This window comes from Cryobacterium sp. 10C3, assembly GCF_034314285.1.
Lineage (GTDB): Bacteria > Actinomycetota > Actinomycetes > Actinomycetales > Microbacteriaceae > Cryobacterium > Cryobacterium glucosi.
In genome coordinates, this window is the sequence record NZ_JAVIWF010000002.1 from 324,457 (window position 1) to 340,626 (window position 16,170).

12 protein-coding genes and 1 pseudogene are annotated in these 16,170 nt (G+C 69.9%); 6 read left to right on the forward strand and 7 right to left on the reverse strand.

Annotated elements, in window-relative coordinates; translation table 11 throughout:
• Window positions 1-18 precede the first annotated feature (18 nt).
• The 3 genes from RGU41_RS02075 to RGU41_RS02085 are packed head-to-tail and all read right to left on the reverse strand — an operon-like array spanning window position 19 to window position 2,402.
• Window positions 19-912: an amino acid ABC transporter ATP-binding protein gene (locus tag RGU41_RS02075; RefSeq protein ID WP_134561501.1), complete on the reverse strand. Its 894-nt coding sequence runs from the start codon at window positions 910-912 to the stop codon at window positions 19-21.
• A complete protein-coding gene (locus RGU41_RS02080; protein ID WP_322135388.1) occupies window positions 899-1,567 on the reverse strand; it encodes an amino acid ABC transporter permease in 669 nt (222 codons plus the stop codon). The genes RGU41_RS02075 and RGU41_RS02080 overlap by 14 nt, the downstream gene beginning before the upstream one ends.
• A 7-nt stretch (window positions 1,568-1,574) precedes the next feature.
• Window positions 1,575-2,402: an amino acid ABC transporter substrate-binding protein gene (locus RGU41_RS02085; RefSeq protein ID WP_322135389.1), complete on the reverse strand. Its 828-nt coding sequence runs from the start codon at window positions 2,400-2,402 to the stop codon at window positions 1,575-1,577.
• A gap of 304 nt (window positions 2,403-2,706) precedes the next feature.
• On the opposite strand from RGU41_RS02085, the gene RGU41_RS02090 reads away from it, so the two are divergent.
• The 3 genes from RGU41_RS02090 to RGU41_RS02100 all read left to right on the forward strand — a co-directional run bounded on the left by RGU41_RS02090 (window position 2,707) and on the right by RGU41_RS02100 (window position 5,261).
• Complete coding sequence (locus tag RGU41_RS02090; protein ID WP_322135390.1) at window positions 2,707-3,576, forward strand: hypothetical protein; 870 nt, start codon at window positions 2,707-2,709, stop codon at window positions 3,574-3,576.
• A 100-nt stretch (window positions 3,577-3,676) separates the two neighbouring features.
• A complete protein-coding gene (locus RGU41_RS02095) occupies window positions 3,677-5,170 on the forward strand; it encodes an ABC-F family ATP-binding cassette domain-containing protein (RefSeq protein WP_322135391.1) in 1,494 nt (497 codons plus the stop codon).
• The gene (locus RGU41_RS02100; protein WP_322135392.1) at window positions 5,133-5,261 is read left to right on the forward strand and encodes a hypothetical protein; all 129 of its coding nucleotides are present in this window, start codon (window positions 5,133-5,135) and stop codon (window positions 5,259-5,261) included. The genes RGU41_RS02095 and RGU41_RS02100 overlap by 38 nt, the downstream gene beginning before the upstream one ends.
• A gap of 20 nt (window positions 5,262-5,281) precedes the next feature.
• Here the strand turns inward: RGU41_RS02100 and RGU41_RS02105 are convergent, their stop codons facing one another.
• Window positions 5,282-7,408: an acyltransferase family protein gene (locus RGU41_RS02105; protein WP_322135393.1), complete on the reverse strand. Its 2,127-nt coding sequence runs from the start codon at window positions 7,406-7,408 to the stop codon at window positions 5,282-5,284.
• An 88-nt stretch (window positions 7,409-7,496) separates the two neighbouring features.
• Window positions 7,497-9,646 (reverse strand): annotated as a pseudogene (locus tag RGU41_RS02110) (DEAD/DEAH box helicase).
• 59 nt (window positions 9,647-9,705) lie between these two features.
• Here RGU41_RS02110 and RGU41_RS02115 point away from each other — a divergent pair.
• Entirely contained in the window at window positions 9,706-10,428 is a 723-nt protein-coding gene (locus RGU41_RS02115; protein WP_134445897.1) for a hypothetical protein, read from the forward strand.
• A gap of 31 nt (window positions 10,429-10,459) precedes the next feature.
• Here the strand turns inward: RGU41_RS02115 and RGU41_RS02120 are convergent, their stop codons facing one another.
• Together RGU41_RS02120 and RGU41_RS02125 are read right to left on the reverse strand one after the other, a co-directional pair.
• Window positions 10,460-10,975 (reverse strand): hypothetical protein, encoded by a 516-nt coding sequence (locus RGU41_RS02120; RefSeq protein ID WP_322135394.1) that lies wholly within the window; start codon window positions 10,973-10,975, stop codon window positions 10,460-10,462.
• A 158-nt stretch (window positions 10,976-11,133) separates the two neighbouring features.
• A complete protein-coding gene (locus tag RGU41_RS02125) occupies window positions 11,134-13,662 on the reverse strand; it encodes a glycoside hydrolase family 65 protein (RefSeq protein WP_322135395.1) in 2,529 nt (842 codons plus the stop codon).
• 77 nt (window positions 13,663-13,739) lie between these two features.
• Between RGU41_RS02125 and RGU41_RS02130 the strand changes: the two genes are divergently transcribed.
• Window positions 13,740-15,101: a M18 family aminopeptidase gene (locus RGU41_RS02130; RefSeq protein WP_322135396.1), complete on the forward strand. Its 1,362-nt coding sequence runs from the start codon at window positions 13,740-13,742 to the stop codon at window positions 15,099-15,101.
• A gap of 109 nt (window positions 15,102-15,210) precedes the next feature.
• A complete protein-coding gene (locus tag RGU41_RS02135) occupies window positions 15,211-16,170 on the forward strand; it encodes an NAD-dependent epimerase/dehydratase family protein (protein ID WP_322135397.1) in 960 nt (319 codons plus the stop codon).

The following is a 16,170-nucleotide window of genomic DNA, read 5'->3' on the forward strand; positions in this document are numbered from 1 at the left end:
CGGACCGGGCGGGCGCGTTCAGAACGGGTTGAGCAGGCGGTGCAGGAACTGCCGGGTGCGTTCCTCGCGCGGGTTCCGGAGCACCTGCCTGGGGTCGCCGTGTTCGACGATCGTGCCGCCGTCGACGAAGGCGATCTCGCTCGCGACCTCCCGGGCGAACTCCAGTTCGTGGGTGACGATCACCATGGTCCACCCCTCGATCGCGAGTTCCTTGATCAGGCGCAACACGTCCCCGACCAACTCAGGATCGAGCGAGGACGTCGGCTCGTCGAAGAGCAGGAGCTGGGGGCGGAGTGCGAGCGCCCGCACGATCCCGACCCGCTGCTGCTGGCCGCCGGAGAGTTCGAACGGAAACGCATCCGTCTTGTCGGCCAGACCCACCCGGGCGAGGAGAGCGAGCGCCTCCGCGGTGACCTCCGCCTTCGGGCGGCGCTGCACGACGACAGGACCCTCGAGCACGTTCTCGAGCACCGTCTTGTGCGGGAACAGGTTGTAGTTCTGGAACACCATCGCCGACCGGTCGCGGAGGGCCGCGAGGCTCTTGTCGCTCGGGCCCTTGACGGCGCCGAAGTCGACCGTGATCGCGGTTCCGGCGAGTGAGGGGTCCCCGGGCGTGGCGGCGACCTGCGTGGCGTCTGCGACCTCGGCGGTGATCGTGATCGTGCCCCCGTCCGCGGTTTCGAGCCCGTTCAGGCACCGCAGAATGGTGGTCTTCCCCGAGCCGGAGGGGCCGATCAGGGCGAGCACCTGGCCCCGGGCGACGGTGAGGTCGATGGACTCGAGCACGCTGGTCGAGCCGAAGCTCTTGCGCAGCCCCCGAACGGTGAGCAGGGCGGCGGATGCCGCGGGCTCTGTCCCTTCGCCGTGCTGCGGCTCGGTCGGCGGGTCGAGCGGGGTATCAATGGGCGACATAACGGTCCAATCGCTTTTCGAGCCTGCCCTGCACGGTCGAGAGCACGAGGCAGATCACCCAGTACACGAGCGCGGCCTCGAGGTAGAGCAGCATGAATTCCTGGCTGAACGCCGCGACCTTCTGGGCCTGCCGGAAGAGTTCGGTGACAAGGATCAGCGAGGCGAGGGAGGTGTCCTTGACGAGGCTGATGAACGTGTTCGACAGCGGGGGGACCGAGACGCGGGCGGCCTGCGGCAGGATGATCCGGGTCAGTGCCTTGCTGCGGGACATTCCGACCATCCAGGCCGCCTCCCACTGGCCCTGGGGCACGGAGAGGATCGCGGCGCGGATGACCTCTGCGGCATACCCGCCGACATTGATCGAGAAGGCGATCACGGCGCTCGGCCACGGGTCGATCAGAAGCCCGAGCGAGGGAAGCCCGTAGAAGATCACGAAGAGCTGCACGAGCAGCGGCGTTCCCCGCACGATCGAGATGAACACCCGGGCGATCGCGGACAACCAGCGCTGCCGGGACAACCTCATGAGCGCGAGGACGAGCGCGAGCACGAGACCGAGCGCGAAGGAGACGAGCGCGAGCGGAATCGTGCCCTGGATGGCGCCCATCAGGATCGGACCCAGTGCGCTGAGGGCGAGGTCCCAGTTCGACTGAGTCATCTGCTGGTTACTTCGAGACGTCGGCCCCGAAGTACTTCTCCGAGATCGAGGTCAGGGTGCCGTCCGCGGCAAGATCGGCGAGGGCGGTGTCGACGGCGGTTGCGAGGGCGGTGCTGCCGCCGGCGAACGCGAGGGCGCTCTCCGACTTGTCGGTCGTGGTCGCGGCGACCTTGAGCCCCGAAGCGTCGTTGTTCTTCTTGTAGTCGAGGAAGGTCAGGTTGTCGTTGATCGTGGCGTCGACCCGGCCCTGCTCGACGAGGGCGACGGACTGCGCCCAGCCCTCGACGGCCTGCACGTTGGCGCCGCTCTGGGTCGCGAGGGTGTTCCAGTTGCTCGTGAGCGACTGGGCGGTGGTCTTCCCGGAGAGGCTCTCGAACGAGGTGATCGAGGTGTTGTCCGACTTCACGACGATCACGCCCGTCGAGTAGGTGTACGGGGTGGAGAAGGTGTACTTGGCGGTGCGCTCAGGGGTGATCGAGACCTGGTTGGCGATCGCGTCGAACCGGCCGGCCTCGAGCCCGGCGAAGATGCCGTCCCACTGGGTCTCCTGGAAGGTCGCGGTGACTCCGAGCTTGGCGGCGACGGCCTTGACCACGTCGACGTCGTATCCGGTGATGTCTCCGGCGCCGTTCTCGTGGAACGAGAACGGGCGGTATGTTCCCTCTGTCCCGACCGTGAGCGTTCCCGCCTTCTGCACCTTGGCGAGGGAATCGTCGGCGGTCGTTGCGCCGCTCGTGCTTCCGGCCGTGCCGCCGCTGGCGCACGCGGTGAGGGACAGTGCTGCGAGGGTGACGATGGCTCCCGCGACGAGCGCGGAGCGGAACGTGAGCTTCATGGGAATGCCTAACGCGAATGCAGGGAATCGAACCGCCGGTTTGACGCTTCGGAAGGTGAAAGACCAGGGTGGCGGTCCTTCACACGAGGGAGTCTCCGGGCCGGGTGTGTTCACCGGGGACTTCCGAAGAATAACAAGGTGCAGGCATCCCCGACTATTCCCGTGACGCACGATGACGCCCGCGCCGGTCGTTCTCCGCCATCGCGAATGCGCGCCACGGGAGGGGGCTGCCGCCTTGTCGGCCGTGCCGCCGGGACGTATGCTGCGCGCATTCGATGTCGTTGCTCCTGCCACGGAGGTCGCCGTGCTCACACCCGAACAGCATGATCGGTCCGGCGCTGTTTTGCTGGGGCTCGCCGCCGGGGATGCCCTCGCGTCCGGCGGTGACTTCGAGTGGTCCGAGCGGACGGCCGCGGCCGTGGACCTCGCGCTGCTCACGGCCGACGGCCTCGACCCCAGGGAGGCCGCGGTGCGGGAAGACCCCGGCCCGGCCGCGGAACCCGACGTCGGCGATCCGGATGCGGCCGGGCTCGCGGCCGGGCGGTGCCTGCTCCGGACGGCCCCCGTCGCCCTCGCCCTGCTCGACGACCCCGTGGCGCTCGCCGAGGCCGCGCGGTTGGTGTCGTCCGTGCGCGGCACCGCGCTGAACCGCACCGCACCGACCGACTCGGGACGCCCCGACGCCGACCCGGGCGCCGGCGACGCGGGCGTCCTCTTCGCGCTCTCACTCCGCGTGGCGGTCCTCGAGGGGCGCCTCGATCCCCGGGCCGGGTTCGAGACCCTGCCCGCAGAGACGCGTGCCGCCTGGGAGGCCCACCTCGCCGCGGCCGGGCGGGGCCGCACCGTCGACGTGCAGCGTGTGGGTCCGGTCGGCTGGATTCTGCAGGGCGCGTGGGCGATCCTCGGCGACGCGGGCGCCGTGGATGCTTCCCGCGTCGAACCGGTCATCTCCGCTGCCGCGCTCAGCGGTGCCGATCCCGCCAGCGTGGCCGCCGCCGGCGCGCTGCTCGCGGGACGGTGGGGACTCGAGGCGGTGCCGGCCACCTGGCGCCGCCGCCTGCATGGACGGCCTGACCTGTTCGGCATCGACCTCGTGCGTCTCGGGATGCTGTCCGCCCGGAGCGAGGTGCCGCACGATCCCGACGACCCGGCCCGGATGGACGTGCTGCGCTGAGGTTCGGTAGCGCTGAGGGTCTGAAGCGCCCGGGGTTTTGTAGACTCGACTGGGCTCCGCTCGCCGAATTCCCTGGGCGTCCCTCGAGAGGACAGCAGTAATGAGCCTGATCAGGCTGAATGACGTCAGTGTTCGATTCGAGAAGACGCAGATCCTGCGCGACGCCTTCTTCCGGCTGGAGCCGGGCGACCGGGTCGGCCTGATCGGCAAGAACGGGTCGGGAAAGACCACGATCCTCAAGCTCATCCTCGACCAGGTGGCACCGGACTCCGGCACCGTCACGCTCGAGAGCGGTGTCTCGATCGGGTACTTCTCGCAGTTCTCCGAACTGGACGGCTCCTCCACCATCACCGAGGTCCTGCACGGCCTCTTCGCTCCGATCAAGGCCATCGAAGCCGAACTCGCGTCGATCGACGCGGCCATCGCCGTGGCCACGGACTTCGACGCCCTCCTGCACCGCCAGGCCGAACTGTTCGAGGACATGGACCGGCTCGGCGGCTGGGATTACCCGCGCCGGATCGACACGGCACTCAGCACCCTCGGTTTCAACGAGGCCCACCGCGTCTGCGCGATCGACGAGCTCTCCGGCGGCTGGCGCAACCGGGCGGCGCTTGCCAAGATCCTGCTCGAGGACCCCGACGTCCTGCTCCTCGACGAGCCCACCAACTACCTCGACGTCGCCGGCGTCGAATGGCTCGAGGCCTGGTTCCGGGACTTCCACGGCGCGGCGATCATCGTCTCGCACGACCGGAAATTCCTCGACGCCGTCGTCACCCGGATCATCGAGGTCGAGAACTTCCACCTGCACGAGTACCCCGGCAACTTCGGCGAATACGTCATCCAGAAGCAGTTCCGGCTCAAGACGCTCGAGCAGCAGTTCGTGCACGAGTCCGAGCTCCTCGCGTTCGAGTCCGAGGGGATCTCCGACCGCAGGGAGGCGGCGAAGGCGGCGAGCCGCACCCTCGACGGCCAGCTGGCGCAGATCAAGAAGGCGAGGGCGCCGCGCCCGGTCGACCAGATCATCACGGAGATCTATCGTGGCCTGCACGTGAAGGACGTGCTCTGCCGGGTCGAGGGCCTCAGCAAGTCCTATGGCGACAAGGCCCTGTTCTCCGACCTGAGCTTCGAGGTCCGGCGCGGGAACAGGATCGTGGTGCTCGGCGCCAACGGCAGCGGCAAGACGACCCTGCTGCGGGTTCTCGACGGCGAGGAGAAGGCCGACTCCGGGTCCGTGACCTGGGCGGGCGGCATCGCGCCGGTCTCCTACAACCAGGTCCTCGCCGAGCTCGACGAGAAGGACACCGTCACGCACGCGGTGAACGCCATGCCCGGCAGCCTCGCGTTCACCGCGACCCGCAAGTCGGTGAACCGCTTCCTCGCGATGTTCCAGTTCTCAGAGGCCGACCTCAAACAGACGATCGGCAACCTGTCCGGCGGGCAGAAGGCGCGCGTCGCCATGGCGCAGTGCCTGCTCTCCGGGGCTTCGGTGCTTGCTGCTCGACGAACCGACCAACCACCTCGACCTGTCGAGCACCCAGGTGATGGAGCGGGCCCTCGTGCACTTCCCCGGCGCTGTCGTCGTGGTCAGCCATGACCGGTTCTTCACCGACAAGATCGCCAACCGGTTCCTGGTCTTCGGCAGTGAGGCCGCGGAGCCGGGCGAGATCGAGGTCAGGGTCGCCTGACCCCGCCGGAAACGACCCGCTTACATCAGGCCGAGCGCCCCGAGGGCGAAGCGGATGGCCGGGGCGATGTGGGTCGAATACGCAGGAGTCATGTGCACGGTGTCGTACTTGGTCGGAATCGTGCCCGCGAACGCCGGGCAGGCGCCGTTGTAACAGCTGAACGGCAGCGAGGACACGAAGAAGCTGCCGGATCCGTTTAACGCACTGGTCGCCGCCGCGAAGTCCTGCCAGGCCTGGTCGATGCCCGTGTTGCAGTTCTGCGGGCTCGACACCGGCGAATAGCACTGGCCGAGGCTGGCCCCGAGGGGCGGCGGTGCGAGGTAAACGATCCGGCCGGCGGCGTTGTACACGGCCGCCTCCGCGGCCGTCGACGCGACGAGGGTCTCCGCGGAGAGGGCGGTCCGGTCGGGCGTCTTGCCGAGCGCGTATGCGTTCGAAATCACGACGAGCCGCGGGTTGTCGGCCACGATGCGCTGGGCGACGTCCTGTTTGCGCTGGGGGCAGGCATCCATCACGCCGGCGCCGTCGTTCTGCACGGGCACGGCCGTGAACCGGCAGCCGTACAGGCCGATCGTGGTGATCTTCCACTGCCCGTTGCTGCCCTCCGCGATCGCCTTGAACGCGGGGGCATAGGCAAGGGCCGTCGAGTCGCCCACGAGGTACATGTGATTCGGGGCGTCCGAACTGCCCCAGGTGCAGCCGTCGAAGCTCGGCGTGCTTCCGACATCGAAGCAGCCCCTGGCCGGGTTGTTCTTCGACGTCGTCGCGATCGCGTCGTCGAGGGTGGGGGAGAGGTTCCCCGGCCACTCGGTTGACGAGGCAGCCGCGCCGAGATCCGCCTGCAGCTGGGCTGTCGGGTCCTCCACCGGGCCGGGCGCCGCGATGGGTGCTGCCGGGGAACTCGTGCCGTGCAGGGTGACCTGGGCGCTGACACCGATCACGGTCGCGATCACGAACAGGCTCAGCCCGGCAAGAATGAACTGGGAGCCGAACTTCTCCCGCCAGGTGCGCCAGGCGAGGCGGCTGGATTCCGCTGAATCGCCGAACCGGTGCAGCCACGGTGACCGGTGCAGTGGCTGCTCGATGAGGTAGTACGACACGATCGAGAGCGCGAGGATCATGCCGAGGATGACCTGCACGCTGAGCGTGGGGTCGGCCATCAGCAGGAACACCATCACCGGGAAGTGCCAGAGATACAGCGAGTACGAGAGGTCGCCGATCCAGACGCTGAGCGGGTTCGTGAGCGGGAACAGGTAGTGCTGCGGGCCGGTGATGCCGCCGATGATCACGAGGGCGGTCGCGGCGACGGGGACGGCTGCCCAGGGCCCTGGAAAGGCGAGGGCGTCGTCGATCAGGAAGAAGCCGGCCAGGATCCCGAGCAGTCCAGCCCAGCCGAGGAGCCCGCGCAGGGCGACGGGGATCCGGGGGAAGACCGGGGCGGCCGCGGCGAGCAGGGCGCCGACGCCGAGCTCCCACACCCGGGAGAACGTGGACAGGTAGGCGGCGGACGGCGTGGTCGCGCTCTCACCGAGGGCATGACAAAAAGACACGACAATGACGACGACCATCACCAGGCCGAGGACCACCCTGCCGCGGCGGACGCTCCGCAGGCGCTTCGCGCCCACGGTGAGCACGAGGAGCACCACGATCGGCCAGACGAGATAGAACTGCTCCTCGACCGAGAGCGACCAGTACGGCTGCAGCGGCGAGGCCGGGTCGGTCGCATGGAAGTAGTCCGTGCCGATGGCCGTGAAGTGCCAGTTCGCCGCGAAGACGAAGGCCCAGGCGGCATCCCAGAGCGTGGAGAGCGCCCGCGTGGTGTTGAACAGGAAGTGGGCGAGGACCGCCGTGGCGACCAGTACGGTCACCGCGGCCGGAGCGATCCGCCGGATGCGCCTGGCGTAGAAACGCCGGAGCGAAATCGTGCCCGTCGTCTCATGGTCGCGGAGCAGGATCCCGGTGATCAGGAATCCCGAGATGACGAAGAAGATGTCCACGCCGATGAAACCGCCGGTCGGCCACATGATCACGTGGTTGAGCACGACCGCGACGATGGCGACGGCCCGCAGCCCCTGGATATCCCGGCGCACGGTGGTTTCGCGTGGCGGCGCCGGAGCAGGTCGCTCGGTCTTGAGTGTCGATGTCACGGGTCTCCCTGGTTCTGAATGCCCGGGGAGTTTACCGGAAGGATGTGTCATCGCGGATGCGTGCGCGGCTCCCGGAACGCGCGCGGACTCAGGAACGCAGCGCCAGGGCGAACGGGAGCACCGCAGAGGTGCCCGCCCGGCGCAGCAGCCGCCCGGCGACGGTGAGGGTCCACCGGCTGTCGGCGAGGTCGTCGATCAGCAGGACCGGCTTGCCGGCGAAGGGCGCCAGGGACGCGGCGAGTTCGGGCCCGACCTCGAAACGGTTCCACACCGCGGCGAGGCGATAGGCGCTGTTCCCGCCGCTGCCGCCTGCGGGCCCGCCGCCGACGAGGTCCAGGGAGCCGAGCCAGGGCAGGCGCCCGGCCTCCGACAGGGCGCGGGCGACCGAGGCGACGAGAAGCGGATGCCGCCGCGACGGCATGCTGATCACCGCGGCGGGTCGTTCGTCCCAGTTCCAGTCGGCGAGCACCCGTACGCAGGCGCTTGTCATCGCGGCGGTCGCCGGGGCATCCGCTGCCTGGACGGCGAAGAGGTCACGGAGGGGTCCGCCCCAGCCGAGGTCGGTGAGCCGGGCGAGGGCGCGGCCGGGGGCGAGGCGCTCGCCAACCGGGATGTTGCCGCGCACGTCGACCCCGAGGCTCGCGACCCCGGTCGGCCACTGGGCGCGGGGTTCGAGTTCCACGCCGACCCGGTCGAGCGAGGCGGCGGCTGCCGAGGCCGCCGCCACGGCGACGTCGGACGGGTACCACGCGGTCGTGCAGGTGTCGCACCGGCCGCAGGGCACCGCGGTGTCGTCGTCGAGGGCGCGCTGCAGGAACTCCATCCGGCAGCCGGTCGTGCGTTCGTAGTCGATCATCGACTGCTGTTCGGCGAGCCGGGCGGCCGCGATGCGCTCGTAGCGCACCTGGTCGTAGACCCAGGGCTTCCCGGTCGACACCCAGCCGCCGGTGACCCTGCGCACGGCGCCGTCGACGTCGAGGACCTTGAGCAGCAGTTCGAGGGGGACCGCTTGAGGTCGACGCGCGCCTCGAGCGCCGGCGTCGAGAGAGGGCGACCACCCGCGTCGCCGAGGGCGCCGAGCACGGCCTCAGCCTTGTGCTCGCTCGGCATCGACGAGGTCGCGAAGTACTGCCAGATCGCCTCGTCCTCGATACCGGGGAGCAGGAGCACGTCGGCGTTCTCGGTCGCGCGCCCCGCGCGACCGACCTGCTGGTAGTACGCGACGGGGGAGGAGGGGGCGCCCAGGTGCAGCACGAAGCCGAGGTCCGGCTTGTCGAAGCCCATGCCGAGGGCACTTGTGGCGACGAGGGCCTTGACCTCGTTGCGCTTGAGCATCCCCTCAGACTCCTCGCGTTCCGCGGTGTCGGTCTGGCCGGTGTACGCGCGCACGGCATGGCCGGCCTCGCGCAACAGGCGTGCGGTGTCCTCGGCCGCTGAGACGGTGAGGGTGTAGATGATGCCGCTGCCGGGCAGCTCGTCGATGTGGCTGAGCAGCCAGGCGAGCCGGGCTCGCGAGTCGGGCAGCCGAAGCACGCCGAGCCGCAGGGAGGCTCGGGCGAGCGGCCCGCGGATGGTGACGACGCCGGGCCCCGCTGCCTGGCCTGTTGCCGGCGCCGCGGGTGCGAGCTGTTCCGCGACGTCCGTCACGACGCGGCTGTTCGCCGTTGCGGTCGTCGCGAGGACCGGCACCCCGGCCGGCATCGTCGCGATGAGGTCGCGCAGCCGCCGGTAGTCCGGACGGAAGTCGTGGCCCCAGTCGGAGATGCAGTGCGCTTCGTCGACGACAAGCAGGCCGACGCGACTGATGAGCGCGGGCAGCTGCTCGTCGCGGAAGGAGGGGTTGTTCAGCCGCTCGGGGGAGACCAGAAGCACGTCGACCTCATCCCTCCGCAGCCGTTCGAGCACCCCGGCCCACTCGTGCGCGTTCGAGGAGTTGATCGACACGGCACGCACGCCGGCGCGCGCCGCCGCGGCGACCTGGTCCCGCATGAGGGCGAGCAGCGGCGAGACGAGGATGGTGGGGCCTGCGCCCTGGCGGCGCAGCAGCAGGGTCGCGACGAAGTACACCGCGGACTTTCCCCAGCCGGTGCGCTGCACGACGAGCGCGCGGCGGCGGTCGTCGACGAGGGTGGAGATGGCCTCGAACTGCCCCTCGTGGAAGTCGGCGTCGTCGCGCCCGACCAGGGTGCGGAGAATCTCACGGGCGGATGCGCGGGTATCGGTCCGGGTGTCGGTCATCGTCCCAGCTTCGCAGGTGCCGCTGACAGTTCTGCCGGGACGCTCGGTAGGCTCGCAACGTGAAGGTCACCCAGGAACTCGAATCCCGCATGCACCCCGACGCGATCGCCGGCTTCCGGCTCATGCTCGCCGAGGCCCGCGTGAGGGACACGATTCTGCTGCCCGAGCGGGCGATGCAGCGGATGGTGGGACACGTGCAATGGATCCTGCGCCGGGTGGGTGCCGACGGCATCCGCCTCACCGATGCCGGCTACCTGCCGCCGGTCGATGTGCTCGCGGCGACGACGGAGCTCGACTGGGGCTGGCCCGTGACGGTCAACCGTGAGGTGCACATGCTTCCGTTGCAGGAGCTGCGTGACCACCTCCGCCGGGTCGGGCTGCTGCGGGTGAGCAAGGGTCGCCTCATGCTCACGAGCAGGGGTCGGGCACTCGCCGAAAACCCGCGTGAACTCTGGTGGCACCTCGCGCGCACCATTCGCACGAGCCGCTCGCCCGTCGAGGCGGACGCGACCAGCCTCCTCCTGGTGCTCATCGCCCGGCGGGGTTTCACCGAGGCAGCCCTGTTCAAGCAGGCGCTCGCGCTCGGTCTCGAGACCATCGGCTGGGGGCAGAAGAACGGCGAGCGCCTTTCCGCGGATGCCGCGTTCCAGGTCGTGCTCCCCAAGTGGCGCCTCTTCAACCACCTCGGCGTCTTCGAACGGAAGCCCCGCGACTACCTGAACTGGACGATCACCCCGGGCGGGGCCGCCTTCGCCCGCGCGGCCCTGCAGAGCGAGGTCTAGCCGCGGAACACACGCGCTCGCCGGCTGCCGCTCAGGCCGCGATGCCCGACCCGATCGTCGTGAGGAAGAGCGGCACGAGGGCGGCGAACTTGGCGAAGGTGACCAGCGTCGTGACGACGACGATGCCGGTCCAGACCCAGATCGGGGTCAGGCCGCGGCCCGCCTGGTTACGCACGACGATCGAGCGGCCGATCACGTAGATACCGGAGGAGAGGAAGGTCCAGGCCCAGTGGAACGGGCGGGTGAACCCGTCGGCGAGCAGCCGGCGCCGGTCGAAGTAGGCGAGGGTGACCGACGCCGCGTAGACGGCGATGCTGAGGAGCTGGCTGAGGACATCCGTCGCCGACGTCGTCGTGCCGGTGGAGCCCTCCGACAGCCCCCGGTTGAAGTCCGCGGTGAGGTCGGTCGACGCCACGTTGATGAGCGACAGGAGCGGCAGCAGCGTGATGATCCAGATGGCCGCGGTGTAGACGGGCGTGTCCGGTGAGAGGACCCTGGTCGGAGCGAGGCGCCCGTAGACGGGAGGCTCGGGATAGTGCAGGTCCATGGTCCAGGCCGCGCCGTTCCACCAGCGCTGGCGAGGGAGCCTGCGGGGTCCGGATACCAGCCCGCCGCGGGAGCCGCCGCGGGCATCGGAATGTAATTGCCTGATCCGTCGGTCATTGTGCCCCCACCTAGTCGATTGCGGTCAGTCTAGGGCCTCCGCTACGGGACCAGGGGGAAATCGCGGACCTGGCCCGGGGCGAGCCAGGCGTCCTGGCCCTCCACCCGTACCCGGATCGGCGGGGCACCGCCGGCGCTGAGTGTCACGCGCAGGTTCGTCGACGTGAGCTCGAGCCGGATCGGGTGGTCCCGGTAGTTGATGCTGAACGAGAACGCACCGAGCTCCGCGGGGAGCACGGGGTGGAGCCAGAGGATGTCGTCGCGGATCTCGAGGCCGCTGTAACACCGCACCATCATGTCCACGGACCCCGCCATCGCGCCGAGGTGGATGCCCTCGTGGGTGGTGCCGCCCTGGATGTCGGCGAGGTCGCTGTCCAGGGCCCTGGTCAGGAACTGCCAGGAGCGCTCCCGGTCGCGACGGGCCTCCACCCAGGAATGCACGACGTTGCTCAGGGTCGACCCGTGCGTGGACCGGGACCCGTAGAAGTCCACCGTGGCGACGACGGCCTCCGGCGGCAGAGGGTACCCCAGCCCGTGCAGCAGCCTCCGCAGTTCCTCGGCCGAGAACAGGTAGAGCAGCATCAGCACGTCGGCCTGCTTGGACACCCGGTAGTTGTTCGTGCTGTCGCCCTCCGCGTTGAGGATCAGGTCGAGCCGGCCGAGGTCGCCGTAGCGGGCGCGATACCCCGCCCAGTCGAACTCGGGGAGCGCCTCGTATCCGTCGAACTGGCTGGGCACCCCTCCGGCCAGGAACGACAGCCGGAGCCGGCTGCCGATGTGCCGCCAGCGGTCGACCTCGCCCGGGCGCAGGCCGAGCCGGTTCCAGAGCGGCCGGCAGCTGCGCCCGTTCAGCACGGCGACCATGTCGACGGCCCGCGCCATCAGCCAGGCGGTCATCACGTTGGTATAGGTGTTGTTGCGCAGCCCCGTTCCCGGCGCTCCGGGGGCTCCATCGTGGAATTCGTCAGGTCCCATGACGCCGGTGATGTCGAACCGGTCGGCGCTCTCGTCGTACCTGGCCAGGGCCGCGAAGAACCGGGCGACCTCCAGCAGCAGTTCGGCACCCTGGTGGATGAGGAAGTCGACGTCCCCTGTTGCCTGGTAGTACGTCCACACGCTGTACGCGACGGCCAGCCCGACGTGGCGCTGGTTGTGGGAATGATCGGGCATCCACTCGCCGGTGCGCGGGTTGAACAGTTCGGCCGGGGTCACCTCCCGCCCGTCGATGCCGCTCTGCCAGGGGAACATCGCGCCCTCGAGGCCGGCGGCCGTCGCGGCCGCCCTGGCCTCGGCGAGGCGCCGGTACCGGTAGCCGATGAGCGCCCTGCTCAGGTCGGGGCGGCGCAGGGTGAGCACCGGGTAGACGAAGACTTCGTCCCAGAACACGTGCCCCCGGTAGCCCTCCCCGGTGAGCCCACGGGCGGGGACGCCGGCGTCGAGGTCGGCGTCGACGCCGGCGAGGGTCTGCAAGACGTGGAAGGTGTTGAGGTTGAGCGCGAGGGACTGGTGCTCGTTGTCGTCGAGGTTCACCGCGAACTCGTCCCAGAGCCCGCGCCATTCACGTTCGTGCGCGACGAGAAGGTCCGCCGGGTCGGCGACCCGGCGCATCCACGCGGTCACGGCGAAGGGCGCCGACACGACGGCACGGTCCCTCGACGTGCCGACGATGACGGTCTTCTCCACCCGGACCGGGCGCCCAGGCTCGAGGTGCAGCTCGAACTCGTGCGCGACGAAGCCGGGTTCGCTCAGGAATCGCCGGTCCACCATGATCTCGCGGGGTGGGCCTGGCCGATCCGCGCCCGCAGGGTCGGCCTCGAAGACCCGGGTGCGCGCGGCCATCGCGATGTGCACGCCCGAGACGGTGGTTTCCATTTCGAGCAGCACGGTGCGGTCGTCGACCTCGGTGCGGGCACGTGGCATCAGGTGCCTGTTCGTGAGCGCGGCATCGGCCGCCACATTGCGGTTCGCGACGCGGCCGTCGACGGCCGAGCGCACCGTCACAGGGCCGGACCAGCCCTCAGCCTCAAAGGTCGTCTCGAGCACGGCGACGTGCGGGTCGGACTGGGACACGAAACGCCGCGAGGTGACCGTTGTCGTGTGCCGGTCGGCGTCCCGAAAGCGGATGACCCTGGTCAGCAGGCCGCGCCTGAGGTCGAGTTCCTGCCGGTACTCCAGGACTCCGGGGTCCTCTGGCCGGAACCAGTCCGCGGTGCCGATGCGGAACGACAGGGCGAGCCAATTGGGGGCATTGACCATGTGCTCATCGTCGCGGGAATGGCTGCCGAGCTCGGTGTGAACCGGGTTGTAGACGCCGGCGAGGTAGGTGCCCGGGTAGTGTACGGCATCCGACGAAGCCTCTGGGGCAGCGCCCCGGGTGCCCCAGTATCCGTTGCCGAGGGCGCAGAGTGCTTCGCGGACGCCCTCGGTGGCCGGGTCGAAGCCCTCGAAGCGCAGCACCCAGGCGTCGGCAGCCGCGTCGCCGCCCGCGACGGCATCCGCGACGGTGCTCGGCGGGCGCCTCGGAACGGTGCTCGCATCGGCGGTGTTGCTCGGCCGGACGGTCGGGACCATGGCGCACCCTTCTGCGGTCATCCGTCCGGCGAAAGCCCTCGTGCATGCCCGTCGCCGGCCGGTGCTTGGATAGGGGGATGACCTTTGCACCGGATTCGCACCCAGAGTACATCGACGACCTCGCCGGCTTCATCGCAGCGTCGCCGTCCTCGTACCACGCCGCCGCGGAACTCGAACGAAGGCTCGAGGCCGGTGGATTCACCCGGCTCGACGAGCGCGATGAGTGGCCGGGAAGCGCGGGAAGCGCGGGCAGCACGGTCGGCGCGAACGCGGCCGTGGCCAGGCGGCACTTCATCGTGCGCGACGGCGCGGTCGTCGCCTGGGTGCAGCCGGCGGGGGTCGGCCCGGTGTCGCCGTTCCGCATCCTCGGTGCGCACACCGATTCGCCCGGCTTCAAGCTCAAGCCGAAGCCGACCATCGGCAACCGGGGCTGGCTGCAGGCCGGCGTCGAGGTCTACGGCGGCCCGCTGCTCAATTCCTGGCTCGACCGCGAGCTCGAACTCGCCGGGCGCCTCGTCACCCGAGACGGCACGGAGCACCTCGTGCGCACCGGCCCGTTCCTGCGCATCCCGCAGCTCGCCATCCACCTCGACCGTGACGCCAACAACGGCCTCACCCTCGACCGCCAGCGCCACCTGAACCCGGTCTACGGGGTCGGCGACCTCGATGCCGCGGACCTGCTCGCCCACCTCGCCGGCCTGGCCGGGCTCGAGGCGGCGGATGTGGCCGGTTACGACCTCCTGACCGCCGACTCCGCGGCCCCCGCGCGCTTCGGCCTCGGCAACGTGCTTTTCGCCGCCGGACGCCTCGACAACCTGTCGTCCGTGCACGCGGGACTCGTCGCGCTCCTCGCGGTCACGGACGACGACACGGCCGGTCTCGACGCCGCCGCGGGCGTGGTCCAGAGCACGAGTGTCCTCGCCGCCTTCGACCACGAGGAACTCGGTTCCCAGACCCGTTCCGGCGCGAGCGGACCGCTCCTCGACGATGTCCTGACCCGGATCGGGGCCGGACTCGGCGCATCCGCCTCGGACAAGCTGCGTGCGTACGCCGCCTCGTGGTGCCTCTCGGCCGACGCCGGGCACCTCGTGCACCCGAACTACCCAGAGAAGCACGACCCGGTGAACCTGCCGGTCCCCGGCGCGGGCCCGCTGCTCAAGATCAACGCGACGCAGCGCTACGCCACGGATGCCGCCGGTGCCGCCCTCTGGGCCCGCACCTGCGCGCAGGCGGGCGTTGCCTACCAGGAGTTCGTCTCGAACAACACGGTCCCGTGCGGCTCGACGATCGGCCCGCTGACCGCGACCCGGCTCGGCATCCACACGGTGGACGTCGGCATCGGGCTCCTGTCGATGCACTCGGCCCGCGAACTCTGCCACGTGGCCGACCCGGTCGCACTGAGCGCGGCGATCGGCGCCTTCTTCGCTCCCGGGGAGTGACGGCGGTCCGACGAGGGGGTAGCGGATACTTCCACTATCGGATATTCTCACTATCAGATAGTTCATGTATCTGATCGGATGGTCGTGTGCCGTCCCGAAGGAGAATCCCATGGCCACCCAGCTTGTCGTCGGCGCCGGTTATCTCGGCAGTGCCCTTGCCCGTGCCCTCGTCGAGCGCGGAGACACCGTCACTGTCGCCACCCGTTCCGGCACCGCCGCTGCCGGCGCGACCGCCCGCATCCTCGACGCCGCGGACGCCGAGGCCTTCGCCGCGGCGGCCGAGGGCGCGGCCACGATCTTCCTCACGACCGGACCGCGTCAGTACAACCGTTGGCCGGAGCTCTGGCCGCCGATGTTCCGGGCCGCCATCGTTGCCGCGCGCCGATCCGGGGCCCGGCTCGTGCTGATGGGCAACCTCTACGGCTACGGAGAGGGCAGCCCGATGCCGATGACCGAGGCGACGCCGCAGCATCCGACCGAGCCGAAGGGCCGGGTGCGCACCGAGGGCTGGGAACTCGCCCTCGCCGCCGCGAAGCGCGGGGAGATCCAGGTTGTGGAGGTGCGCGCGAGCGACTATTTCGGCCCGGGCGCTGGCAGGACCTCCCAGCTCGGGAGCGCCTTCTTCGGTCCGCTGATCGCCGGAAAGACCGCGCGCGTCTTCGGAAGCCCCGACGCGCCGCACAGCTGGTGCTATCTGGCCGATATCGTCGCAACCCTCCTCGCGGCGGCGGACTACCAGGGGTCGTGGGGTCGCGCCTGGCACGTGCCTGCCGCCGAACCGCTTTCCCGCACAGAGCTCGCCGCCCGCGTCAACGCACTCACGGTCAACCGCGGGAGCCTGGCCAGGCTCAGCCCAACGATGCTGCGCGTTCTGGGGATGTTCGTGCCGTTCATCCGCGCCGCCAACGACTCCGACTACCAGTTCACCGCCCCCTTCGTCGTCGACGCCGCAGAGACCGAACGACTGCTCGGTGTGGCTGCGACACCCTGGGAGGAGTCCCTTCCCGAGGTCATCGCGAGCTACCGTGCCCTCGAGGCCGCCGGACTGCAGGCCCAGGACGAGCGATGA